This is a genomic window from Rossellomorea sp. FM04394, from assembly GCF_041889765.1.
Taxonomy (GTDB): Bacteria; Bacillota; Bacilli; order Bacillales; family Bacillaceae_B; genus Rossellomorea; species Rossellomorea aquimaris_B.
The window spans coordinates 2,224,155-2,248,614 of record NZ_CP168654.1 but is presented as its reverse complement, the minus strand read 5'-3'; the positions used below and the strand labels follow the sequence as shown (position 1 = coordinate 2,248,614).

Genomic DNA, 24,460 nt, shown 5'->3' with positions numbered 1-24,460 from the left:
TCTAGTCCTATTTTATAGAAATCCTACCTATATTTCTACCTCTTTATGGAACAAATTCCAATTAAAATACTTATCTGGGGTATGTTTCATTACCTTGGGAAAAGTGTTTGGGAATTGATACTGTTAAAATACAAAAATACTTACAAAAATTCGCGAAATATGTCGAAGAAGCCTTATAGACAAAAGGGCTTCTTTTCTTTTAGAATATAGTCGTAGAAAAGATGAGAAAAGTGAAACCAAAGCTCTCCTTATTGCGTAGAATTGGTAACTAGATGAATGAGAGGTTGAATGACGGTTATGTTCAATAAATTGATGTGCAGGTTCGGGATTGGCGCAACAAAGATCGATTTGGTATTAAATAAGAAAGAGTTTCGCCCGGGAGACGTGATCAAAGGGGAATATGAACTAACTGGCGGTCGTGTTGAGCAGAAGTTGAAAAGAATCGAAACAGACCTTTTGCAGTATGATCAGAATCGTGATCGCTCATCTGTCCTTCATCAGAATACCATATTAAGCTCATCAACGATGAAAGCAAACGAACAACGCACCATTCACTTTTCGTGCAGGCTTTCCGACTCATTTCCTCCAAGCAGCGACACAGTCTCTTATAAGTTCGTCACCCGACTTGTCTTTGATGATGGAGTAAACAGCGTCGACCATGATGAGTTTCAAATTTTAGTATAACAATAGTATAGACTTAAGCCCTTCTTAATTATAGAAGGGCTTTTAAGTTTAGTACTTATCCTTAATCCTTACCTAATGTAAACCCATCAAATAGTCTCCCACCGTGTGGTTCTAGTACGGAGTCTACTAATCTAACAATTGCTTGTTTATTCCCGATACGATAAAACCGTTCAAAAGCCTCTACATATTCTTCAGCAAAGTCTTGATCATATTCCTTTAGGGATCGAACAATCCATTTTGATGCACCAATCCAGCGGCCGTTTGTCCTGAGTACAAATTCATGGAGTGATTCCCCCAAAGCTCCCGCTATAAAAATATCTTCCCCTCTACGTGTTGAGCCAATAAAATCATCCAATGCATCTGTAATGAAATATCTCTTCATATGGATCGTTTGATCAGTCCATTTGGGAGGTCCGTCCCTCAAAAGTTTATTTGCCTCTTCTTTCAGGGTGAGGATGATGGGATGATCGACGATGGAAATTCCTTCTGAGACCATTCTTGGCAGGGATGGGCGGGCTCGTTGACAGTCTGATTGGAAATAGTCCCGGATGGATTTTAGGTTATGGACGAAGACTTCGATCGGCCATCCATGTGAGATAGTTGATTCCCGAAATTCTGAGGGAATAGTTTCGTCAATGATGACAATATCTAAATCGGATGTGCTTGTCTCTTCCCCCCTTACAACGCTGCCTCCAAGAAGTGCTGCTTGACAGGTTGGAAAGTTTTCCAGTACAAAATTGGAGGCTGCTTTATTCGCTGGCTGTCTTTCCTCTGGTTTTCTTACATTCATTAACAATGACTCCTTCCGATAAAGTGGTTATGAGTATAGTATACTTGATTTTTTTTGAGAAAGAGGAAATCCAATCCAAATTACCTTGTTTTCTCCACTCCTTCTTTGGGAATAATGAGGTCAAAAGGAGGAATATCTAGTGAAGAAAATAAATGTGATATCAGTCATCTTAGTAAGTAGTCTTTTGTTTGCCGGTTGTGGTGCGTCTGACGACGATCAAGGGGCAGATAAAATGAAAGATGCAAATGAACCTAAATCCGAGACCACATTTGGGGTTGGTACTTCAGAACAAACTGCAGATGAAGACCTAATGTCAGGTGTTAATGTTACTCTTAAAGCCATCGAGGACTTAAATATGACTATTACGGCTGCTTCAAGTGATGCAAAAAAGGTGAAAGAACAAGGAATGATGGTAGAAGAAAAATGGGATGAAATCGAAAAGATGGTCGAGGAACAGTATCCTGAGGATTATAAGAATATAGAAGAAAGCCTTTATCCTTTAATTGCAGAAGCCAAAAAAGATGACCCAGACAGGGAAGCCTTAAAAGGACTGGTACAGGAAACAAAGGATGAGATGGTGAAATTTCAAGAGAAGCTTGAAACTTCATGAAGATAACGAGGGGTCGAATGAGCATGCTTATTCGACCCCTTATAGTTCTATGGCGTTTTTTAAATCGTACACATTTCTTAATATGTAGTCAGGTTTTTCTTTTTGTGGACACTCATACTCATACCTGTTTATCCAAACAGTATCCAAGCCTAGTGATTTTGCCCCTAAGATGTCTGTGAAATAATTGTCTCCTATAAAGAGAGTTTTATCAGCAGTACTCCCAAAAACATTCAGTGCGTGTTGGAAAATTTCTAAATTTGGCTTCGGTAATCCAAATTTTTCAGAAACAATAACAGAAGTGTCTGGAAATATACTTCCTAAACCAAGACGGTCCACCTTCTCAAAGGCATTAAGCACGGTTCCATTTGTGACAATTCCCAACCCCACCCTTCTACTTAATTCGAACAAGAATTCATTCAACTTCTGATAAGGGCTGATACGCTCAAGGTAAGACGATTGAAATGTTTTCACGAATTTAAGAGAGATATCCTTCTCCGCTAAAACGTTCAATTCCTTTAGAGTGTTCTTAATTCTTATTAATGAGAATTCATGAAAATTTAACTCGTTGGATGAAAACCTCGGCCATAAGAGGTGATTATGCTTTGTAAAGGTTTGGATGAATTCAGAATGACCGATCTCCAGTAAGGAATGAAATTGATGAATTGTATCTACTAATCCATTTTTATAAGCCTCTGAGTGATCAAACAAAGTATCATCGAGGTCAAATAAAAATAAATCATATTTTTCAACATCTAGATGTTCCATACTAGTACGCTTCCCTTACATTGATTCAGTAAATTCTTCTTTTTCTTTTCTCCGACCAATGCTGTACCCGATAACCAAGCCAATGATTAGGATGAAAAGATAATCCCTTTCAAATCCGTTAGTGAAGAACCCTGTGATCCCCCATCCCAGAAGTGCACCGACAATTACCAATAAAAGTGACTTCATGCGTATCCACCGTCCTTTTTAATAGAATCCAATCATTGTAAGCAATCCCACCCCAAGAACGGTAGTCAAACCACCTGTTACGATTGCAATGAACAATATTCGCTTTTGTTTTGTTTCATACCAAATACTAAACGCAACCACGAGGGTGATGATTATTCCAAAGAACACTGCAGCATACGGGTTGGAAGGTGCTAATAAATCATTCCAATTTAACCAGCTCATCTTGTCAGCTCCTTAATTCCAAATTTTGTTTGCCCTTCAATTCGGTCACGGGTAAGAATTGAGACATTTGGCTTGCCTAAGAATGGAAAAAACGAAGGATTGGGTAGAAAAATGTCAGGGCCAATCCTGATTACGATTACCCTTATACATTCTTAGATACCGGAGTGTGGGATAGCATCTCTTATGTCCTCTACTCCATGCTTTTCTAATAATGCTAGAATGCGATCCAATTGAACCTGATCTCTAATCACTACAAATTGAGGCTGGAACCATTTATTTTTCACCTTCACCTCTAATTTGTAGCCATAATTGATTTTGTCATCGAGGCCGTAAAGTTCGTGCCACTTAATAATCTTTTCTATTTCATATCCTTTCACCCTGTGCCATGGTACGTAATAGCCATTCAGTATCAGCCCTTCAGATAACAAATAAAAATTCCCGCGGTGTTTAATGGAGCTGATCAGGATGAAAAAGAGATGGACGATACTAATAATTGATTGATGAAGCAAATCAGTCCAGTACACAACGGCTATTAAAACAGTTAACAGGCCAATGAAACCTACCGTCCCCCATTTCACCCACTGATAAGATTTTGTTTTCTTCGTTAAAGGCTGCATCACCTGGAATTCGCCTGGAATCACAATACTGTTCAAATCTTTTTGACTGGTTGGGTATAGGGCATTGCCTGTTTTTTCTGAGGCATATTTTAGGTTTAATCGAAACCGAATGAGATACACGATCCCAAGGATGAAGATAACGATGAAGAATAAATTGATCAACTTATTGAAGCCCCCCTTTGAGAAGAACGTAGGAAGAGTTAATATCTTTCCTTTCTTGATTTACGATTATATATAGGAAAAGGTTTCATTTTTTTCCAGTATATAAGAAAGACCATTATTTGGTATTTTATATTATGATACTTAAATAGTCACCGTCTTTAAATTCTAGTAAAATTTACTATTTGCTTATTTATTGGGGTTTATCGAATGGTGGTAACAACTACCTGTTTTAAAATTAACAGAATTATATTTCAATAGAACTATGAAAACTTTAAAACTTTTATCTATCTTATTGTTATCTGTCACTTTTGTCATTGGTTTTGGTCAATCCTCCAAGGTTTCTGCAGCAGGAACTTACACTGTAAGCTATGGAGACACAATGTGGAAGATTGCCGTAAAACATCAAGTGGGTGTATCTGAGTTAATCTCGGCAAACCCGAATATCAGCAACCCAAATATGATTTATCCAGGACAAAGCCTCATTATTCCAGGAGCAAATCGTACCGCTGAAAGCTATACATACGAGGTGGTGAAGCTAGTAAACCAGGAACGATCACAAGTCGGTTTACCACCACTGAAGGAAAATTGGGAATTATCACGTGTGGCACGTTATAAGTCAGAAGACATGATTGCGAAGAACTATTTCAGCCACACATCCCCGACATACGGATCTCCTTTCCAAATGATGAAGGATTTCGGAATTTCCTATCAAGCAGCAGGAGAAAACATTGCCGCTGGTCAAAGAACACCTGCTGAAGTAGTCGAAGCATGGATGAACAGCGAAGGACACAGAAAAAATATCCTTTCTCCGACATATACAGAAATCGGAGTGGGTTATGTGAAGGGTGGATCGTACGGTCATTATTGGACGCAAATGTTTATAAAGAGATAAAGCAAGGAGGTCCTCGATAGTAATGGAGGGCCTCTCTCTTTTTTACAGATTTTGAACAACGATAGAGTTCTTTCTGCTACTAATAGATTTCCTGCACAACATCTAAAATAACTGTGAAACGGTTGTCCCCTAATGGAATAACATTTTGGATGAAAACATTGTGGGATCCCGTTTCAGCTCTTTTAGTATCAATAAGATTATGTAATGTTTCTGATAATGAATCAACAACCTCAATATCGATAAAAAATTGCTCTTTCAATCTTTTTCCTCCTCTATTGTTCCTTCTATCTGTTCTTATACGAATTTAAAGTGAATATAGTTTCATTTATAGAAAAAATAAAAAAGAGCCAACCTCAGTCGACTCTTTCTTACTATTAGAATGTTTGTGCTAAATCCTTTGCTCTTGCAATCGCATTTGCTTTGATTTCTTCAGCTTTGTCAGGCATTGCTGCATGACCTTCGACGAATAAGCCTTCAAAAGAAGGAACTCCGTAGAACTGCATCATCACGTCAAGATAGCGATGCCCCATTTCCATTGCTGCAGCTGGGCCTTCAGAGTAAATACCTCCGCGAGCTTGAATATGAAGGGCTTTTTTATCGGTCAGAAGTCCAACAGGTCCCTGTTCTGTATATTTGAATGCTTTCCCTGCAACAGATACAGAGTCAATATATGCCTTCATTACTGGAGGGAAGGAGAAGTTCCAGAATGGAGTGACAAAGATATATTTATCAGCTTCAACAAATTGATCTGATAATTCACCAAGTCTGCCTACTTTTGCTTGCTCTTCTTGTGAAAGCTCTTCAAATCCTTGCCCGGATTGTAATTTTCCCCAGCCGCTGAATACGTCAGCGTCAATTTGTGGAATGTTTTCTTTGTATAAATCCACGTTGACAATTTCATGCGTTGGATTTGCTTCTTTATAAGTGTCAATAAATGCTTTTCCTACTGCCATGCTATAGGATTGTGTATCATCATGCGGATGTGCTGTAATGTATAAAACCTTTGTCATGTTGAATCGTCCCTTTCTGATTGTGAATTTCTTCATCCAGTTCAATGAAACCAACTTGATTACCTCGAACTGAAATATTTTTAATTCGAGATTAATATTATAGGATATTATCTTTAATATCAACTATAAAGCTTCAACGTAAAAAAAATAAGGAATTAGTCATGGTATTTAGACTAATTCCTCCTAATTATCCTATATATGGATTTGGGTACGTCCTTTGTAGAAAGCTCACTGATTGGTTAATCAATTGTTTCAAAACAGATTGGTCGATGTCTGTTAGTTTGTTTATGTAGACGCAAGCTTTACCTGTTGTATGTTTACCAAATGAATTTAATATCTTTTCCCGCTCTGGATCCCCAGGGGCGAAATAAAGACTTATTTTCGCTTTTCTTGGTGAAAACCCAACTAACGGAGCATCCCCTTCGTGTCCGCTTTTATATGTATAATGATAAGAACCGAAACCGATAATGCTTGGTCCCCACATTTTCGCTTCAAACCCCGTCGTCTCTGTGAAAATATCCAGCAGTTTATAGGCATCCTCTCGCTTCTTAGGATTTTCTACGGCTTCAATAAATTCAATCACACTGTTATCATTTTGCTTTGTTTTTAATTCATACATTCGACTGCCCCTTTCTGATCCTCACATTTTATTCTACCCACATAGTTCTTCATTTTCCAGCTCGATTCCTCTATACAGCGTTAAGTTAGGAATTTCTCTTGTTAAGAACAGGTTAACGGAAAAGGATTTTCAACGGATGTTATTTCATTTTATCGCTTGGAAAATACCAAATAATTGAAACCATTCCAATATAAAAACCGTAAATATACTATCTTTATAAAGAGAGGATGACGTGCATGGCAATCCTCATTGGGATTCAACTTATTGTTATAGTGCTCTTTTCATTATTAGGATGGGCGATCCGTGTTAAAAAAAATTATGGGCTGATTTCGGGGTTTGTGACGCGAACTAAGACAGAACAAGCAGAGTTGATTAAAAATGGTTATCCCCAAAATACGGGGTCTTTATTGATTTATACAGCTTTCGGAATGCTTATCCTTCTACCCCTTGCTTTCACCTCTTTTCCATTTGTAACTGAAGTTCAATTTGGCTTTATGATTGTCTTTTTAATGGGTGGTTTTATATACCTATCCAAATATGAGGTTTCAAGCAAAAGAAAAAGAAGTTACTGGATTAGTTCTACTTTGTTTATATTTATTGTAGGGTTTGTGAGTGTTCTCACTTATCTCGGGTATGAAAAATACGAATTGATCGTTAAAGATGAGTCATTTGAGGTCACCGGTTTGTATGGAGAAGTGTGGAAGCTTGAAGATGTTGACACGGTTGAGTTAATGGAAGATATGCCCGAAGTCACCTGGAAAATCAACGGATTCGGTCTTTCCACCATGGCTAAAGGAGAATTCAAAGTGAAAGGTTACGGAAAAAGTTTGTTGTTTTTACACAAGGAAGCTCCTTATGTTTATATCCGGGTGAATGATCAACATCTCTTTTTGAATGGTGGAAACCCTGGGGAAACCAAGGAGTGGTACGATGAATTGAGTAAAAACATTGACTAGGTATCGGGACATTAAATCTCGCCACTTCACCCCGGCAACCAAATTCATTGACAACCCTCCACCCATCGATTATGATAGTTTCATAATTTAATATTCTCCTAAAGGGGAGTAGCTGTAACAATAAAGTCGTCATTACAGAGTGTATAACTCTCGGCTTTATTGACAACCATGTTGTTAGCGAGACCTTTACCAGTTGGTGAAGGACTATATATGTCTAAAAGAGACCTTTACCCATTTCGGTAAAGGTCTTTTTCTTTATCACTTCACTATGAAAGGAAGTAATGGACAATGAAAAAATTGAAAAATAACCTATCCCTATTAATTGAACAAAATAAAACGGAAATTCTGAATGATAAAAATGAGATGAAAAAAATCGAAGAAAAAATCGATCTAAAACATACCTCTACAGAAAAGGAGAATGCATAATGATACTACGTAAATATATGTCGTTGCTGGGTATAGGCTCTGCAAAAATCGATCTCGTTTTACCGAAAACCTCTTTTAAGCAAGGAGAACTCCTGCATGGATACTTCTTTCTGGAAGGCGGAATCATCGAACAAAAGCTGAGGCGGGTCGAATGCGATTTGGTAATGCTTGATAAAAACGGAAAAGAAGAAAAAATCATTGATTCTACGACTGTTTTAAAATCAGATATTATTCAAGCTGAGGAGTGTAACAAACTCTCCTTTACGTATCGAATTCCAGAAACTCTCCCCTACTCTGAGGAAAACGGGATCCGCTACCTCTTCAAGACAAAACTGACATTCGATCAGGGTGTGGAAAGTTTGGATGAAGATTATATCACAATTGAACAGTGAAGAAGGCTCCTTATGTTGAGCCTCCTTCCAGTATGTATTATTTCTCTTTCATTTCCTCGAGAAGTTCAATCATTCTTTCATTCTGCTCAATCATGGTTTGATTTTGCCTTCTGAATTTCGTGAAATCATATGAAAAGATTAATAGAAATATGACTAAAATGATAAGCACTTGATGACCTCCTATTTCTTTTGTTTATAATAAACAATCTCCGGATCCCCAGGGTCCAGATTTTCAATCATTCCACTTTGTGAATAACCGTTTACTTGAAATGTTTTTTGCATTTGTCTGTTTGATCGGTTAGTAGACGAGAAAATTTTATTTGTCGACGAAATTTCTTCAACATGTTTCAATAGTAAGGAGGCATTACCCTTCCTTCTTTCCCCCGGTGAAACAATGATGAGAGAGACGAAAGTATTATCGAAAAAGTGGGTGTTAAATAGAAGAAACCCGGCAGCAGCCTCCCCCTCTTTAACAACTAAACATCTCTTTTCCAGTATTGCCTCCTGGATTTGCTTATGTCTGCTTTCGTTTCCGATCACTTGACTATCAATTTGTATAAGAGAAGCCAAATCGTCTATATGCGCATATCCCACGTTTCTCATGACGCTCCTACTTTCTTTTCATTAATAAAAAGGAAATGAATACGATGATCAGCATTAGTACAACCATTCCTATGATTAGTATTCCGGCATTTCCTATTGAAAAATAACTGTCATTATACCTGTATGTTTCACTTGATGCAGTCAAGTTGCATTGGCTCCTTTAAATAGAAAAAGACACCTGGGTGTCCTTTGTTCGAACTTAAAGAGTCTTTGACATCAAGACATTGGTCACTTCGAACCCTGTATTCTGGTACAAGGAAAGAGCCACTTTATTATGACCAAAAACATGCAGCGCTATTTTCGATATATCTTTTTCCCTCGCAAATGAGTCCAGGGACTTCAATGCTTCCTTTCCATAGCCCCGCCCTCTTTTGCTTTCATGAATCTTGATATCATAAATGAATGCTTCTTTACCGTCCTCCTTTACATTAATCCATAATGTGCCTACGTCTTCCTGGTCTTCACCATCAATTAAAGTAAATATATAATGACCCTTTGACTCCAGTCCATCCGGCAGTAGTTGATTGAATTCGTTTTCCGCCTGCTCTAATGAAGTATCCTTTTGGAAGTTACCGGCTTTCGTCTTTTCTGCCGCGTATTCTTTAATAGAATCTTGAAGCCAAAAAGTATATTCATGGTCTTTCATTGGTTGTAATAGAATCATTGAATGAGTGCCTCCTCTTAATAAACTATTTCCAGCGTTTCCTGATTTCCCTCACTACAGTCTCAGGACGGTCCCAAGGCGGTAGATGAGTGGTTTCAGAAAAGATTTAATGAGCAATTTTGAACATGGAATGACCATTGCATATTCTATTCTTCTATTTTACCATTATCAACCATTGCTTTCACCTGATAGTTAAATTTTTCACCATAAAGCAACATCCCTCCCCATAGGAATTCGTACGGGAAGAGGATGTTGCTTTTATTAAGATGAAGCTGTTACACTTTCATCTGCCAAACCTATTTCCTCTGGATTAAGCTCTGAGGTGTGTGGAAGGGAACGTAAGGTTTTGTTTAAGATCCATACGAGGGAAATAAATAGAATCCCACCTGCACTCCCGATATATACAGACGTACTGTCGAATATTTCAGCAAGATAGCCGCCGATAAGTGATCCGAACGGCATGGCCATAGCTCCCAGGGAGGCTGTCACAGAGAAAATTCTGCCGAGCAAATGCTGTGGAACGATTGATTGAAGAGCGGCACCCATGATGACATTGGTGGCCCCGATTGGAATCCAAGATAAGCCGAATAATAAAATGCTTAAGCCATTCATACCAATGAAGCCTGAAATCATCCAAGTAGTTCCACCCAGGAAGAACAAGACAATCGTAAGCTTGCCCAGCGGATAGCGCTCAAACCAGGATGCTCCGATGGCTCCGATCAATGCACCTCCTGAAATGGCAGCTAAATATAGACCATATAATTCTGAACCACCTCTGACATCGGCAAATGCCGGCAAAATGGCATAGATGGAGCCGATGGCAAAGTTTGCCACGATTGACCCCAATAAAAATTTGGCTAGGTGGGATTTGAATACGATGGAAAAACCTTCAAATAGATCATTTTTGTATTCTTCAAAGGCTGATCCAATAGATTGTTTTTCTTTTGATTTCGTTTCGGATTTCATATTGAGAAGACTGAACAAAATGGCTGCTGCAATAAATGTGACAACGTCGATCATATAGAGGGTAATGGCGCCAACTAATGTGATGAGGATTCCGGCAAGGGCATTGAAGGCAAGATCCACTCCTTGAAAAGCAAAGGAGAACAGGGAATTACTTTTTACAAGTTGATCTTTTCTGACGATTCTCGGAAGGATGGCTGCCTGACCAGGGTAGGTGAATTGGTTTAGAGCAGAAATGATCGGCATGATGATTAGTATGAACGAGACAGTTAAAAACTCCATAAAATGTGCCAATGGTATTAACATAACCAGGATTGCTTGAATGATTTGGGTTCTGACCAGCATTTTCTGAATTGGCCATTTATCAACCAGGGGACCCACGAGAAATTGTAATGTTCCGGGCAATAAGGTAAGGAAGCCGGCTAAGCCTGTATAAAAGACACTTCCTCCCAGCTCATACACGAGCCACATGGCAGCCACATAATAGATGCTATCCCCCATATTCGTCACCAATCTCCCAAAGAACAATGAGGCAAAATTACGGTTTTTCATTAATAATTCTTTCATCTAACTCTCTCCTTCAGACTGTAAATTTTTTTTAACCGTTTATACAAAAAAATATTCCTGATCAGTAAAATAAATTTTACCGTTAGTCTAAAAAAAACCATTAACGGTCTTTTTCTTCTTTCATTACTCTCTTTTCAAACTCAGATTCATCAACTTGGAAACCATAAGCTGTAAGATAATAATAGTTTGCTTCTGGATTGGATTTATTATCTTTTGCTTTGTTTTGATATTCCTTTATTAGCTTTAAATATCCATCAATAAACGACTTAAATTGTTCTTCTGTCACTTTTAATTCTAAGGAAGTAGCCAGAATATTCCATTCAGACGGATCTTCGGGACCTGCCTGCTCAAAGGCTTCTGCTGGTGCTGATAATAATCTCGCCATTGTCCTGTCAAGCATTCCATACATCATATGCCTCTTCGTCTCGGTGATTTCTTCTTTATGCGGAAGCATGCTTGAATCCGGATAAAAACCACTGGCAACAGATTGATAAAATTTTTGGACGATGCCATTCTTTTCTTCCGTTTTAACAATTTCGATCAAACCGAGTTTCTCTAATTCTTTCAAATGATAATGAATGCGGGCTCTTGAGAGATCAAATATTTCAGATAACTGTTGACCGGTATAGGGTTTTTCCACTAATCGAATCATCAGTTTGACTCGAAATGGATCGCTGAGTGCTTTGAGTTGATCATATTCTTTAATGATGAACATTGATTTCATTTGTATCACCTGTCATGTTTATTCACACGGTAAAATTATTTTTACCGTGTGAATAGACTTTAACATCAACTGGTTATTTTATGCAATAGGTATTTTACTTAAATTTCAATTTTTTTTGAAACTTGTCCTAATTGGAAAATGTATTTTATGCCGGACAGACTTAACTGGTTGTGGTTTATTATGCTGATTTTCATCGGGGTGAATCTTATTCTTTGCTTTTACGTGTTAAAAAAAAGACCCAAGAAGGGTCCTGTTTGATGCTAAATAACTTATTCAGTAGTTTATAATTGCAGCCTTTAGAAAAGAATCTGTGAAACCTCCTAACCATTAATTCGGCTCCACATGTACATGCACATCGTACACTTCATGCTTCTTCATCAATTCTTTCTCTACAACGCTTGAAATATCATGTGCCTGCTTAATATCAAGTGTTGACCTTACTAAAATAACCACATCCACGACAGTGTTGTTCCCGTAGTTTCTCCCACGTATATCCTTAACCCCTTTGACACCAGGGATGGTTTCAATGGTCTCTTCGTATGCTTGAATCAACTGTTCGTCAAACCCGTCTGTTAAATAGTGTGAAGCTTCCCGGAAAATATCCCATGCTGTTTTACATATTAAGAGACCTACAAAAACGGCCGTCAGAGGGTCTAACCAAGGAAGATAAAATTGGGCTCCAAGAATTCCGACTACTGTTCCGATACTTACCCATGCATCTGAAAGATTATCCTTTGCAGCAGCCATAAGGGATTGACTGTTTATTTTTTCAGCCAATCTTTTGTTATAGCGATATACCAGGTACATGACGATAGCTGCCCCCACCCCTGTCCATGCTGAAAGAAGATCTGGTGATTGGCTATTTCCGTCAAATACAGACTGTATGGCATTATATAGTACTTGCAGCCCTACAATCATCATGATGAATGAGGCAATTAGAGATGCAACACTTTCTGCTTTCCAGTGACCATAGGGATGATCCTGGTCTGCAGGCTTTCTGGAATATTTCAGTCCAATAAGTACAGCAACAGAAGCCACAATGTCTGTCGCATTATTCAAGCCGTCTGCCTGTAATGCTTCTGAATTGGCTGTGGTGCCAATGATAAATTTTAGTATTGATAAAACGATGTATGCAAGGATACTGATGATAGCTCCGCGTTCACCTAATTTTAACTGTTTATACTTTTCTTGATCCACTGGTTTAATCCTCCACACTTTAATTGTGTTTATCATATCAATCCGCATTCATGTGGGTCTATAGCAACCTTCTTTAGTTCAGCTATCTTATTATGAAGAGGTTAAAAATGTTTTGTTAAGTAAACTTTTATGACTTCATAAAAAATAGGACAGCTGGTGCTGTCCTATTGATATTGGAATTGTTGCTGTCTATGAATCTTTCGTTGTTAATCTACAATATCCGCTGAAAAACTAGGCTTTGTCAGGCCAGCTTCTTCATAAACGGCGGCCATTTTTTCTTCAAATGCAGCGAATTGTTCATCAGATTCTGTGTATTCGGCGTTCGCCTCATCTGAAAGATTGGCAGCTCTGGTTTCGTACGATTTTGCAAGATCATCTAACGCTCCTTGGATTTCCTCTTTTTTAGAATCAAGTGCGGCAGGAACTTCAAGAGCATGAACGTCTTCTGCTACAGTTGTAGCAGCTGCTTCTGCATCCGTTTTCAGTTTTGCAATTTCTTCATCGGATGGTTTTTCTTCTTCCTTTGCTTTTGCTGCTTCAAATGCATAAATGGCCGAATCATTCGCATTTACTGTGTTAATAATCTCCATTTGATAGTCTAATAGAGCGCTTTTCATTTCCATCTCATCTGATTTTGCTTCTTCCTCTGTAGCTTCAGTGTTCGTTTCGGTTTCTTTTTCTTCGGTACTGCCTTCACTGTTGCATGCGGCAATAAATAAACTCATAGATAACAAGAAAAATGGTACCAATAATTTTTTCATCATCATTTCCTCCCCTTTTTTTGAGAACCTGCAATTACATATATTACCTTATTTCGTTTTATATGTAAACAAATGGATATCATTTTGTATTATTTGTAAATAACTCAAATGTTGTCGGGGAATTTAGTTACCATAATAATATTATTGTATTCTCTTTAGTCGATGTTTCCTTTTCCGCGTTATTCAATCCATATCAGAAATCACAAATATATTCATATTTAACAAGAAATCGTGATTAACAGATGTTCTAAAAAAGTATGAACAGTCCAATTATGACATGGAGACCGTTTCGCCGTTAAAATAGAAATTTCGCCGATAAATGTATCGATTTCTCCGTTAAAATCAAAATATCGCCGATAAAACGTAAATATCGCCGATATCCATCTGATTTTCCAGTCAATCTAATGACAAATATATACAAATCAAAACTTTACTTTCGATTTAAGCAAGCTATGCTTGGATTTACATGAAGAGATGACATATTTTACACAAAAATCATTCAGTTATTCTAAATTCACCCCAATATTCGTCTGAATTAGCATGATATATCCTCGAATTAGGATCTTAAACACCAACCTGTATGTATTAAAATTAAACTTTTGGTTACGATGATTATTAACAAAAGACATAGTTGGGGGTGCTTTTCTTGGTGAAAAAAGAATGTTCATGTGAACGCTGTAAATGTAAAACGAAAAAAGAATGTGATTGTCCTTGCTGTTGCGAAAAATAATATTAGCCCCTAAACTCCAACCGAGCTTAGGGGCTTATTCTTTTCACACTCTTACATTCACACCTACAATGTCATCAAAATACTTAATTGATTTCATTTCTTCATCAATCCATTCGGTTTGTTTCCATGTATGCTCGATAAACACTTCAGCGATCATTCGCTTCCTATCTCCACCCATTGTATGGGCATCCTTAAGTGCGATGACACTTTCGAATATATTGGCCATTAATTCAGCGATTCGTTTTGAATGATACGTTTGCGTATCGACGTCCGCCCCTGCTACTTTTTCCAATAATCGTTCTAGTTTTGCGATACCCTCTGTAACTGGGGAGCTAAACAATAGAAGCTCTTCAGGCAAATTGGATAACTCTTCTTTTATTTTAACCAAAAAGTACTCATGAGCCCGGTGCTTATTGATTAATCTTAGTACTTCAAGTCCTAAAATATTCGCTGTTCCTTCCCACACCGTCAATACCTGTGCGTCCCGAAGTAAGCGTGGGAGAACGAAATCCTCGATGTAGCCATTCCCCCCGTGCATTTCAATGGCTTCGTGGGAGAAATGAATCGCTTGTTCCGCTGATTCCTTTTTCAGAATCGCAATAAGTAATCTGTTTAGTACGTTTTCATCTTCTGTCGTCGGGGTTTCATCCGAGATTACACGATCAAATAAATGAACGAGATGAAATACTGCACTTGTTTCTACCTCTTGCTTGGCTGCAAGACGAGTTAATGTTTCTTTGATCATCGGATATTGGGTCAATTTCTGCCCGAATGCTTCACGATAAAATGCATAATTTCTTGCTTCTAGATAGGCTCTTCTCATGATTCCGATCGAGGCGATGGCATTGCATACACGGGAAAGATTCAATGCCTCCATCATATAATATATGCCTCGATTCGGTTCTCCTACAAGATGGGCTTCAGCTCCGTCGAATTCCACTTCTGCAGAAGGGACCGCCCGGACACCGAGTTTATCTTTCAATCTTCTAATTTGAATGCCATTCAGTGAACCATCATCTTTCCTCCAGGGCACTGCAAACAGGCTGAGTCCTTTCGTCCCATCAAAAGAACCATCGATACGTGCGAGCACCATGGTCACTCCGCACATTCCAGAGTTGGATGCAAAATATTTTTCACCAAAAAGCTTATAAGTATCACCATTTTTGACGGCTTTTGTATCATTGGCACCAACATCGGAACCACCTTGACGTTCAGTTAAAAATGTAGCCCCCTCGTATAACTCCACTTCTCCTGTTGAAATGACATGAGGCAGGAATCTCGTTTTCACCTGATCGGATGCGTATTTTTGAAGTAGCAGGGCAGAAGCCATGGAAAGAGTTACAGGACAATAGAAACCAGGCTCTGTTTGGGATAATAGATAGCCTTGGGCAAAGGAATATACATAATTCCCTTTATGGCCGAGTTCAGGAATGTCCTTATGGATATAACCTACTATTCCCTTATTATAGGTTTGCTGCACCGTTTTTTTATATCCTTCATTCACCCAGATTTCAGAGATTTCTTCTCCTAATCGGTTGTATTTGATCAGTCTTGGCTGCCCTTCACGGTCGGTGTGTACGGCTCGATCATCAATTTCCCCCGCACATAACCCGCCGAACACATCCAGTTCTTGATCAACCCAGACAAAAAAGTCTTTGTCTAGGTATTGCTTCATAAGTTCCTTGAAATGAGGATCCTCCCGATAAAAATTTTCAATCCTTCTCATGATTTACCACAAATTCCTTCGTGTTATCTCTAAGACCGATACAGGGATGATGTAAACTTGAGGTGAATTGATTGACTGCTTCATTTAGTCCTTGGTTGGCCAGCACTGTTCGTTCTGTAACTATGGCTTGATGTGCTGGATATTTACGGGCATTTCGTGACAATAAACGTGAAATACTCATTCAGATGTCTCCCCTGACTCATTTAACTTTTTGATAAACGCATCCCTTAGTTCTTCCATTTCGGTTCTCATGGCTTCGAGCTCTTCAATAAAGCTGGTCATCTCCTCGATTCGTTTGGTTCCATATTCAATCGTACGCTCTAATTGCTTCCTTCCAATTCGGTCCTGATGAAATAATAGGACCATTTCTTTGATTTCTTCCAAGGTGAAGCCGAACCGTTTTCCCCTGAAAATCAATTTCATTTTAGCGACATCTCTCTTTGAATAGATTCTCCTTCCTGACTCGCTCCTTGCCGGTTGCAGGAGATTTAGCTCCTCATAATACCTTATCGTGCGTGTCGTTACGTTAAAATCCTTTGCCAGCTGAGTAATCGTGTATGTCATAGTAATCATCTCTTTATTAGAAAATTTCGATACTTCAAGTTTACCATTGACGTCAACGTAAAGTTCAACCTGTATTAAAGAGTTTTTGGTTCTTTGGAAGGAGTACCCTCACACATAATCAGAACACTGTTTTCCATATACTAGTAATAAATATAAATGAGGTGGTGAGTGAATCATGCAGAAGGTGTTGTTATTTGCGGATATAGGAATCGATGATACCATCGCCCTGATCTACTCTTATCTGAGTGAAGAGATTGAACTGGTCGGGGTGGTTGCTGATTATGGAAATGTCCCAAGATCCCGTGCTGTTGCAAGTGTCCACTACCTCATGAATCTGTTGAATCCTAAAGACAGGATTCCGATTATTGGTGGGGCAGAGGTCCCGATGACAGCTGAGCAGCCTAAATTTTATCCTGAAATACACGGAGAGTATGGACTTGGACCAATTAAACCTGGTCTGTATGAAGGAAATATTGAAAATTTCTTTGAGATTATTAGATTGATTGAGAAATATGGGGATGAACTGATCATTGTAAATATAGGGAGGCTGACCTCCCTTGCAAATATGTTTATCTTATATCAAACACTTTTGAATAAAGTAAAGAAGATTTTTATTATGGGTGGAGCATTCTGGGTACCTGGAAATGTAACGGCGGTATCTGAAGCAAACTTTCATTCTGATCCGATTGCAGTGAAGATTGTCTTGACATATGCCAATAATCTCACCATCATCCCTCTAAATGTGACTGACCATGCAATCGTAACTCCTGAAATGGTTGATTACATTGAGTATAAAGGTCGATCGAAGCTTGTTAAGCCCCTATTGGACTATTACTTTGAATTTTATAAGAAGCGAAATCCATTGATTAAAGGAAGTCCGGTACATGATGCGATCACCCTTATGTCAGCAGTCAATGATGACATGTTCACGTTTCGAAATCTACCCGTACATGTAGTGACTTCCAGCTCCGGTATCCACCGTGGCCAAAGCATTGCAGATATCAGACCGTATATTCAGTTTGAAGAAACAGCAAAAAAGCATCGGATTGCCTTTTCGTTCGAGTATGAAATGTTTTTCGAACGATTTATGAATGTGATGACCGGAGAATCATTTGAGAGAAAAAAGGAATGATCTCTTCAGAAAGAGGTCATTCCTTTTAGCATTTATCAGGTGTTTACTTCAGGCAGTGCATATGATAACTTCTTCATTTCGTCCACCCCCTACCAACTTACAATGAGGTAAATGGATTATAGCCCTAATTCTTTTTTTATGGATTCCAATGTCTTTCCATTCCAAGAATCAACAGGTGCTGGTGGATTTGTTGCATCTTCGTTTTGCAGCAAATAGTTCTTCTCAACAAAGCTCAAGTCTTTTTCATTCACTACTGTGTCGAAATTGATATCAGCCGCACGGTTATCGGTCCCCGATGCCTCCTGAATCGCAATGGCATCATGGATGTCGATTACATGGTCTTGGTTTACATCTCCTCCTACTAAGCTTATGCGGATAGTTTCTGATTCTCCGTATAAGGTCCCTTTGTATTCGAAGCCAAATGTTTCCTCATGTTTTGTCATAAAATGTCCAGGAACACTTACTTCAAATGTATAGTCATCTTTACTTAACGGCAGTGGCTCAATTTCAAAACGAGAAGTCCCATTAAGCAAGGTGGAAGCATCAAGATTATATCCAGAAGGATTTGTCACCTTAATTGATGCCCCTACTTTCTCCCAATCTCTATTTTCAGTAAAACCTCCACCCTCAGCAAGATACCCTTCTGGTGCCAAGTTTCCTTGAACGCGGTTAAATATAGGTTTTAAATTGTAACGATTTCCGGCACTGAGCAAGGTCTGCTCTTCATCGTTTGCATTGATGATCTTAGCTGTAGGTTTGATGTATCCAATCGGATAGAATAGTTCGTCTTGTACTTTTACTTTTACATCCACCACTTCTGTCCGGTCAAATGCTTTATTTTCGTCGAATTTCACTCTTACTTGATTTCCTTCGACTTCAATGGATGCATAATCACTAACTTCATCTGTCAATGCAGCTTCAACAAGGTATACATGTTGTATTCCTGGATTATCAAATGACCAGGTTGCTTCTTTCACTCCGTTAAGATTATCCAATACGAGTGAAGCGTTTAAGATATCCCCTGATCTTGCAATTTCTACATCGTGTTTGGCATACGAAACAGGGGTCCCTTCTTTCACAAAGAAGTATTCCTTCCATTTCGCCTGGTTTCCAGCTTTGTCATAACCGATAAGATTGAATGAAAGGGATTTGGCGTATTCATTCATCTCTACTTCTTCCACCCATTTTCCATTCTCGTCCATATAGAAAGGCCCGTTTGGTAAAGGGAATCCGTAGGTATAGACCGCAAAGTTGGACGATTGATCAATATTTAACCCTGCATCTTGCATGGCTTCGACGTTCGAATCCTTCACTTCCATTTCGAATGGCACTGTCTTTTGTCCAGGTTTGTATTCAATGAAAGGAGACTCACTGTCGAGTGTACTTTTTACTTCGGGAGCTTCAATATCAATGAACAAATCATGCAAAATGGTTTTCTGTTTTCCGCTAGGTAAGGTTGAAATGAATTTCAGTTTGTAATAACCTGGTTGGGCAATACTCGTTTCAGATGCTACTGGATCCTTTTTATTACCCGTAAACTTATAGTATTCACCGGTAAAGGATTGTAAGAAATAATCACGGTTTTCTTCAGCTCCGTTCATATCAAGTGATCCCACTAAGCCCAGGTCCTCTCCAGATTTCCCATCTTGAAGGATGACATCCATCGTGTCGACTGGCGAGCTTAAATTGAATAACACCATTGCCGTCGTCGTTCTGTATCCATCAAAACCATGATTGTAATGTGATGGCGTGATTGCTGGTGTGAGTAGATCCAGAGAGTTGAATCCTTCCTCTGATTTCTTCACGCTGAAAGGAACCCTGTAGCTTTCACTAGAATCTTTGCTGTTGGTAATGATCAGGTATCCTTCATAAATGCCTTTTTTTGCTGTCTTCGGCATAGTAAGGAACACATTTGATTTCAATGATTTCCCGGCATTGACCTTAATTGATTTGTCAACATTCACCTGTACTCCGTTTTCCTTCAGACTATTGGTCCCTTCTTGAACATTTTCTACAATCTCTACGTTGTATGTTTTTTTGTGGCTACTGCTGTTTATAAATTCGAGTGTCTTTTTTACCCGAACGTGAGAACCTTCTGATACGATCTGGTTATCAAAGCTTAAGCCGCCGGTTTTTTCCTTGATTGTGATCAAGCCTTCTCCGTTTGGAAGCAACGTTTCATCATTTACCTGGATCTTCGTTTGACTGTGAAGTGCTTGATAAGGATCAATTCTACCCGCCCCGACTTCAAACACGCTGTAATCTTCGTTTAATGGATCAGCGGAATTCATAAGGATTGTTTTGATATCTGACGGTTCAAGGTCAGGGTTCTCTCCCAGAAGTAACGCAGCCACACCAGCGGCAAAAGGAGACGCCATTGAAGTTCCATTCAATCTTGCATAAGCATATTTATAGTCTTCAGGATTCTCTGGATTCACCATATAGGAAGGGAAGGTGGAGAGAACACTTACTCCGGGTGCTACGATTTCCGGTTTCATATCATAGTTTTTATTCACAGGACCTCTTGAACTAAAATCAGCTAACTTGTCCCCTTCTGAGAAGGATTCTTCAAAGTTTCTAAATGTGAAAGTGTTTGCTCCATTCAAGACTACTTCCTTCAGCTCTTCCCCGGCTTTCTTGGTCATGGAGAAAGCTGGAATATAGTGAGTAGATTCACCTAGATTATAACCAACGTGACCTTCCACATTGTTGTACATGATGACCGCATCTGCCCCATTTTCTTTGGCAAACTTCACTTTGTCAATTAATGCAAAATCTCCCCGTTGAACAAAAGCTATCTTTCCTTCGACATCTTTATTTTGATAGTCTTGTATATTACCCAATCCTATATCGACTATTTCAAGGGACTTATCTTCTAAACTGGCAAATTGGTGAGCAAATCCTCTTGCCATGCTGATGATTTCCGTGGACCAACCATTTGATAGTTCTCCTGTAAAAGTGGTTTGAGAAACCGGTACATCACTTGCCCCAACGGTCAATGCCAGTGCCGCTGTACCAGGTGATCCAAGCGTGAAATCATTGGATCCTGAATTCCCTGCTGATACTACAGCGGTTACACCATTTAGAACTGCATAATTTAACGCCGTACTGGTCGGGTAATATGGATCGTTTACGCCTGCTCCGAGAGATAGATTAATTACATCCATGCCATCTTCTACTGACTTATCAATTCCAGCGATGACTCCTTCTGACGACCCACTACCATATGGACCTAGTACACGATAAGCGTATAAATCAGCATCGGGAGCAACTCCTTCTACAGATACTTCACTATCGTTCTTATTTTGACCTACAATGGTTCCTGATACATGTGTACCGTGTGAAGTGTAATAAGGAGTACCTACTTGACTAGTTTCAGGTTGATTGGAATTTTTCCAATCTTCATAGGTTGCTTCCATTGGATCGCTATCATTATCGACAAAGTCATATCCACCTTTATATACGTCCTTCAAATCAGGGTGATTATAGTCCACTCCTGTATCAAGAACACCAACTTTTATCCCCTCACCTGTGATTCCTTCTTTGTGCAGTTTGTCTACATTTAAATAGTTGATGCTTTCCACAGATGTGGTGGTGTTTCGATCAACATCTGCCGGCAGGACTTCTTTAACCGGATCTATTGTAAACGTTTGGTTTTTATATACGGCTTTGACGGATGTTGAGTGAAGGAGCTGTTCTACCTGATTGGCTGGTAGTTTTATAGCAACTCCATTATAAGCCGTTTTATAGGTTTGTGTGATTTTGGGTATTGGCTTTTTTTCTCGTTTATTTGTGCTTGATAAGTGTTTTTCTACGTCTTCTTTAAACACTATGTGCTCTTGATCTACTTTTGCTTTAGCATCTTCTTTCTTTAAGTTCTTTCCTTTAATTGCGGCTTCTAATACAGCTACATTAACAGGTTTTGAACGGAATTCAACGATGACTGAAATCTCTTCTTCAGAAGTCAGTTCAGTTTCATTGAATCCTTGAAGACCTTCTAAGTTATTTAATTGCAGTTGATTCAAAGCACGCCTTTGTTCTTCTGTTAAGGAAGATAACATGTCTTCTGTTTTCCCTTCCGTTGCATTTACGTTAGGTGTGGAGAGGGTGTTGACCGGGGATAAAAGTAATCCAGTGGAAAGGGCAATCACTGCAGAGCGTTTAGCAATTGAGTTTGCATTCATTATTCCTACCTCTTTCTTTTCTCAGCTGATTTTAGTAGTATTCGAAATAGTATTACAATTCCATTTTAGTATTCTTTCAGATTAGAAGCTATTGGGGTTTCTAATGAGTCTTTATAACCAATCGTAATCACAATTAATAGTTATTAAGATCTATTTATTGAGGTTATTTTAAAGAAAAAGTGGTAAATACATAATTAATAATTGGGGTTATGATAATATTGGGGGAATTGGAAAGATAGCAAAAGGGGATGAGATCATGCTTGAAGGTAAAATTATCAAGTTCTATCGCGAACATCAACAGGTCAAACAGAAGGATTTGGGAGAAGGGATTTGCTCTACTACCCATATCAGTAAAATAGAACGAGGACTTACTGAGGTCTCAATGGAAACAATCCAATTATTAAGTGAACGATTAGGTATTGATATGGAGAAGGAATTAGAGAATTATCAAAGTATCGATTCCCTTCTGAAAGAATGGCACGAATCGATCATTAAAAAGTTGCAAACTAAAGCAGATTCCATAAAGACACGACTGGATGGAATTCCTTTATTGCAAATCCAGGATTTCTATCGGACGTATACCTTGATTCTCGCTCGATATCATTTATTTTCTGGGGAAAATCAACCTGCCAAACGTCTCATTGAAGAAATGGAGATGTGGTCAGGACTTAGTCCATATGAGCATAATATGTTACTGCATATAAAAGGCATTTATCAAATGAGGGTAAACCATGATTTCTTCAAAGCTATTTCAGTGCTTAAGGAAATTCGCCTGGATGACTATTCCAACCGAGAATGCTTTTACGATTTAGCGGTTGCCTATCATTCCATTCATTCAAATGTACTAGCCTACTTTTATGCAAATAAGGCATTGCAATTCTTTGTAGAGAAGCGCAGTTTCTCCCGGATGATCGAGTCAGAGATGCTGATGCTACTTCAACTTGAACAATCCGATGATTCCAACGTGGAAATCAATGAATATCAACGATTAATCGACATGGCTGAAGACTACCAACTCGAACACCAGAGGGCCCTGCTTCATCATAACTACGCATATCACCAGCTCAGAAAAGGCGATTTCAAGTCAGCAGGCGAATACTACAAAAAATCCGTCAACACCCGCAAACCCCAAGACCCCAACTACCTTGGCTCACTTGAAGGATACGTAAATGCCCTTGCCAAAGAGGGACGGACCTCGAAAGATGAGTTACTGCAATACATAGAAGAAGGTTTATCTCTGGCCCGAAAAGGTAATAACAATACGTTCTATCACTTCTTTACTTTACACAAATTGAATGTTAATGAAGACAAAAAAGGGTATTATGAGTATTTGGAAGAAAAAGCCTATCCCCACTTTCAGGAAATGGGCTACGTCCTCCCTATGGAACATTACGGCGTATTACTGTTTGATTATTATATGGAAAAGGGAGATATGGGGAAAGCAAACTTCTATGCCAAGGGCCTGATGGAGAAGTTCCGAAAGAATAACCAATTCGTATAACCCTATAAAAAACGCAATGGAGATAGTCCCTCCTTTGCGTTTTTAGTTATTTATTTTCTTGTTTTTTGATTCAAGGAATGAGCATATTCTAAAGCAACCATTCTACGCTTATCTTGATTTACTAATTTCTTAAGATCAACTCTAGGCTCCTGGATTGCAGTTTATTCCAATAGTGATTTTGAGTAGACGATTGGAGCATCTATACAATCCTTGGAATCGTCGACTAATTCAATTAAAGCAATACCGCAGATCTTTGCTTCAATGGAGTCTCCTCTTTCTAAACAATGCTTAAAGCCCTGAGATAACTTTTCCGGCGAAAGCTTATTGGCTAAAGTACAGTGTGGGATCCATTTGTCAGGAAGATAGAGTGGATTAGCGGTTTCATTGAATTCATGAAAGAATTCATGATGATCCGTATGAAAGTTCAGTAGTTCTCTTGTGATGGTCGGGGAAAAAAATAGAGTTCCGAAGTTTAGAAATGAACCCACGGTGTTGAAGGTGATATCGATCGGTTTTTTATGCTCATAATACTCATCTAATGCTTTTATGTATGTTTCTTTATCTAATTCTTTATAACTCCCTATCGTAATGTGGGGCCGTGCATCGTTGATTTCTTCCTCATAGTAAGAAATATTTTTAACGGTTAGTTCCTTCCAAATTTCTTGTATCAACTCCTCAGTCTTTCCGTCGAATAGAGCGATTACCCAGTACATAGCTTAACCACCTCTCCTAATATACGGATTTTTTCATAAGCCCTTCTTCCTTATACTGTAACATAGTCTCTCTTTCAGTGGGTTCATAAACTCTTATTTG

At 38.7% G+C, this 24,460-nt stretch carries 28 protein-coding genes; 8 read left to right on the top strand and 20 right to left on the bottom strand.

All coding sequences use genetic code 11. The features are described from left to right. Window positions 1-297: 297 nt before the first annotated feature. Window positions 298-684, top strand: coding sequence for a sporulation protein (locus ACCB35_RS11215; RefSeq protein ID WP_374053805.1), 387 nt, complete (start codon window positions 298-300; stop codon window positions 682-684). Between the two features lie 61 nt (window positions 685-745). Here the strand turns inward: ACCB35_RS11215 and ACCB35_RS11210 are convergent, their stop codons facing one another. Further along, window positions 746-1,474, bottom strand: a complete 729-nt coding sequence (locus ACCB35_RS11210; RefSeq protein ID WP_374053804.1) for a nucleotidyltransferase domain-containing protein — start codon at window positions 1,472-1,474, stop codon at window positions 746-748. 139 nt (window positions 1,475-1,613) lie between these two features. On the opposite strand from ACCB35_RS11210, the gene ACCB35_RS11205 reads away from it, so the two are divergent. Then, window positions 1,614-2,084: a hypothetical protein gene (locus ACCB35_RS11205; RefSeq protein WP_374053803.1), complete on the top strand. Its 471-nt coding sequence runs from the start codon at window positions 1,614-1,616 to the stop codon at window positions 2,082-2,084. A gap of 39 nt (window positions 2,085-2,123) precedes the next feature. On the opposite strand, the gene ACCB35_RS11200 is transcribed toward ACCB35_RS11205, so the two are convergent. The 4 genes from ACCB35_RS11200 to ACCB35_RS11185 form a co-directional block, all read right to left on the bottom strand. Then, window positions 2,124-2,849: an HAD family hydrolase gene (locus ACCB35_RS11200; RefSeq protein WP_374053802.1), complete on the bottom strand. Its 726-nt coding sequence runs from the start codon at window positions 2,847-2,849 to the stop codon at window positions 2,124-2,126. Between the two features lie 15 nt (window positions 2,850-2,864). Then, window positions 2,865-3,035 carry a tRNA U-34 5-methylaminomethyl-2-thiouridine biosynthesis protein gene (locus tag ACCB35_RS11195; RefSeq protein WP_374053801.1) on the bottom strand — a complete coding sequence of 57 codons (171 nt, stop codon included), beginning with the start codon at window positions 3,033-3,035 and terminating at the stop codon, window positions 2,865-2,867. Window positions 3,036-3,053: 18 nt separating this feature from the next. Beyond that, on the bottom strand, window positions 3,054-3,257 hold the full coding sequence (locus ACCB35_RS11190) for a hypothetical protein (RefSeq protein WP_374053800.1): 204 nt from the start codon (window positions 3,255-3,257) through the stop codon (window positions 3,054-3,056). 152 nt (window positions 3,258-3,409) lie between these two features. After that, complete coding sequence (locus tag ACCB35_RS11185; RefSeq protein ID WP_374053799.1) at window positions 3,410-4,036, bottom strand: hypothetical protein; 627 nt, start codon at window positions 4,034-4,036, stop codon at window positions 3,410-3,412. Window positions 4,037-4,298: 262 nt separating this feature from the next. On the opposite strand from ACCB35_RS11185, the gene safA reads away from it, so the two are divergent. Continuing rightward, entirely contained in the window at window positions 4,299-4,928 is a 630-nt protein-coding gene (gene safA / locus ACCB35_RS11180; protein WP_374053798.1) for a SafA/ExsA family spore coat assembly protein, read from the top strand. A 79-nt stretch (window positions 4,929-5,007) separates the two neighbouring features. On the opposite strand, the gene ACCB35_RS11175 is transcribed toward safA, so the two are convergent. The 3 genes from ACCB35_RS11175 to ACCB35_RS11165 all read right to left on the bottom strand — a co-directional run bounded on the left by ACCB35_RS11175 (window position 5,008) and on the right by ACCB35_RS11165 (window position 6,557). Further along, on the bottom strand, window positions 5,008-5,187 hold the full coding sequence (locus ACCB35_RS11175; RefSeq protein WP_374053797.1) for a hypothetical protein: 180 nt from the start codon (window positions 5,185-5,187) through the stop codon (window positions 5,008-5,010). Window positions 5,188-5,302: 115 nt separating this feature from the next. Further along, window positions 5,303-5,938 carry an FMN-dependent NADH-azoreductase gene (locus ACCB35_RS11170; RefSeq protein WP_374053796.1) on the bottom strand — a complete coding sequence of 212 codons (636 nt, stop codon included), beginning with the start codon at window positions 5,936-5,938 and terminating at the stop codon, window positions 5,303-5,305. 187 nt (window positions 5,939-6,125) lie between these two features. Beyond that, on the bottom strand, window positions 6,126-6,557 hold the full coding sequence (locus ACCB35_RS11165; protein WP_374053795.1) for a DUF1801 domain-containing protein: 432 nt from the start codon (window positions 6,555-6,557) through the stop codon (window positions 6,126-6,128). A 236-nt stretch (window positions 6,558-6,793) separates the two neighbouring features. Between ACCB35_RS11165 and ACCB35_RS11160 the strand changes: the two genes are divergently transcribed. The 3 genes from ACCB35_RS11160 (at window position 6,794) to ACCB35_RS11150 (ending at window position 8,331) form a co-directional block, all read left to right on the top strand. Continuing rightward, on the top strand, window positions 6,794-7,513 hold the full coding sequence (locus tag ACCB35_RS11160; RefSeq protein WP_374053794.1) for a DUF3784 domain-containing protein: 720 nt from the start codon (window positions 6,794-6,796) through the stop codon (window positions 7,511-7,513). A 288-nt stretch (window positions 7,514-7,801) separates the two neighbouring features. After that, the gene (locus ACCB35_RS11155) at window positions 7,802-7,939 is read left to right on the top strand and encodes an FbpB family small basic protein (RefSeq protein ID WP_374053793.1); all 138 of its coding nucleotides are present in this window, start codon (window positions 7,802-7,804) and stop codon (window positions 7,937-7,939) included. Further along, a complete protein-coding gene (locus tag ACCB35_RS11150) occupies window positions 7,939-8,331 on the top strand; it encodes a sporulation protein (RefSeq protein WP_044337048.1) in 393 nt (130 codons plus the stop codon). The genes ACCB35_RS11155 and ACCB35_RS11150 overlap by 1 nt, the downstream gene beginning before the upstream one ends. A 37-nt stretch (window positions 8,332-8,368) precedes the next feature. Here ACCB35_RS11150 and ACCB35_RS11145 read toward each other — a convergent pair whose 3' ends face one another. From ACCB35_RS11145 to ACCB35_RS11100, 10 genes are all read right to left on the bottom strand, one after another. Further along, on the bottom strand, window positions 8,369-8,500 hold the full coding sequence (locus tag ACCB35_RS11145) for a hypothetical protein (RefSeq protein ID WP_374053792.1): 132 nt from the start codon (window positions 8,498-8,500) through the stop codon (window positions 8,369-8,371). An 11-nt stretch (window positions 8,501-8,511) separates the two neighbouring features. Further along, on the bottom strand, window positions 8,512-8,934 hold the full coding sequence (locus tag ACCB35_RS11140; protein ID WP_374053791.1) for a GNAT family N-acetyltransferase: 423 nt from the start codon (window positions 8,932-8,934) through the stop codon (window positions 8,512-8,514). Between the two features lie 199 nt (window positions 8,935-9,133). Then, the gene (locus ACCB35_RS11135) at window positions 9,134-9,598 is read right to left on the bottom strand and encodes a GNAT family N-acetyltransferase (RefSeq protein WP_374053790.1); all 465 of its coding nucleotides are present in this window, start codon (window positions 9,596-9,598) and stop codon (window positions 9,134-9,136) included. A 261-nt stretch (window positions 9,599-9,859) separates the two neighbouring features. Next, window positions 9,860-11,128, bottom strand: a complete 1,269-nt coding sequence (locus tag ACCB35_RS11130; RefSeq protein WP_374053789.1) for an MFS transporter — start codon at window positions 11,126-11,128, stop codon at window positions 9,860-9,862. Between the two features lie 100 nt (window positions 11,129-11,228). Then, window positions 11,229-11,852, bottom strand: a complete 624-nt coding sequence (locus ACCB35_RS11125; RefSeq protein WP_374053788.1) for an ArsR family transcriptional regulator — start codon at window positions 11,850-11,852, stop codon at window positions 11,229-11,231. 327 nt (window positions 11,853-12,179) lie between these two features. Then, window positions 12,180-13,049, bottom strand: a complete 870-nt coding sequence (locus ACCB35_RS11120; protein WP_374056999.1) for a cation diffusion facilitator family transporter — start codon at window positions 13,047-13,049, stop codon at window positions 12,180-12,182. A 206-nt stretch (window positions 13,050-13,255) separates the two neighbouring features. Next, window positions 13,256-13,810, bottom strand: a complete 555-nt coding sequence (locus ACCB35_RS11115) for a hypothetical protein (RefSeq protein ID WP_374053787.1) — start codon at window positions 13,808-13,810, stop codon at window positions 13,256-13,258. 773 nt (window positions 13,811-14,583) lie between these two features. Then, window positions 14,584-16,266 carry an acyl-CoA dehydrogenase family protein gene (locus ACCB35_RS11110; protein ID WP_374056917.1) on the bottom strand — a complete coding sequence of 561 codons (1,683 nt, stop codon included), beginning with the start codon at window positions 16,264-16,266 and terminating at the stop codon, window positions 14,584-14,586. After that, window positions 16,253-16,447 (bottom strand): hypothetical protein, encoded by a 195-nt coding sequence (locus tag ACCB35_RS11105; protein ID WP_374056916.1) that lies wholly within the window; start codon window positions 16,445-16,447, stop codon window positions 16,253-16,255. The genes ACCB35_RS11110 and ACCB35_RS11105 overlap by 14 nt, the downstream gene beginning before the upstream one ends. Further along, window positions 16,444-16,830 (bottom strand): MerR family DNA-binding transcriptional regulator, encoded by a 387-nt coding sequence (locus ACCB35_RS11100; protein WP_374056915.1) that lies wholly within the window; start codon window positions 16,828-16,830, stop codon window positions 16,444-16,446. Before ACCB35_RS11100 ends, ACCB35_RS11105 begins: the two co-directional genes overlap by 4 nt. 172 nt (window positions 16,831-17,002) lie before the next feature. On the opposite strand from ACCB35_RS11100, the gene ACCB35_RS11095 reads away from it, so the two are divergent. Beyond that, window positions 17,003-17,962 (top strand): nucleoside hydrolase, encoded by a 960-nt coding sequence (locus ACCB35_RS11095; RefSeq protein ID WP_374056998.1) that lies wholly within the window; start codon window positions 17,003-17,005, stop codon window positions 17,960-17,962. Between the two features lie 116 nt (window positions 17,963-18,078). On the opposite strand, the gene ACCB35_RS11090 is transcribed toward ACCB35_RS11095, so the two are convergent. Then, on the bottom strand, window positions 18,079-22,146 hold the full coding sequence (locus ACCB35_RS11090; RefSeq protein WP_374056914.1) for a S8 family serine peptidase: 4,068 nt from the start codon (window positions 22,144-22,146) through the stop codon (window positions 18,079-18,081). A 256-nt stretch (window positions 22,147-22,402) separates the two neighbouring features. Between ACCB35_RS11090 and ACCB35_RS11085 the strand changes: the two genes are divergently transcribed. Then, window positions 22,403-23,647, top strand: a complete 1,245-nt coding sequence (locus ACCB35_RS11085) for a helix-turn-helix domain-containing protein (protein ID WP_374056913.1) — start codon at window positions 22,403-22,405, stop codon at window positions 23,645-23,647. Between the two features lie 161 nt (window positions 23,648-23,808). Here ACCB35_RS11085 and ACCB35_RS11080 read toward each other — a convergent pair whose 3' ends face one another. Continuing rightward, window positions 23,809-24,360, bottom strand: coding sequence for a 2'-5' RNA ligase family protein (locus ACCB35_RS11080; protein ID WP_044337061.1), 552 nt, complete (start codon window positions 24,358-24,360; stop codon window positions 23,809-23,811). Between the last annotated feature and the right edge of the window lie 100 nt (window positions 24,361-24,460).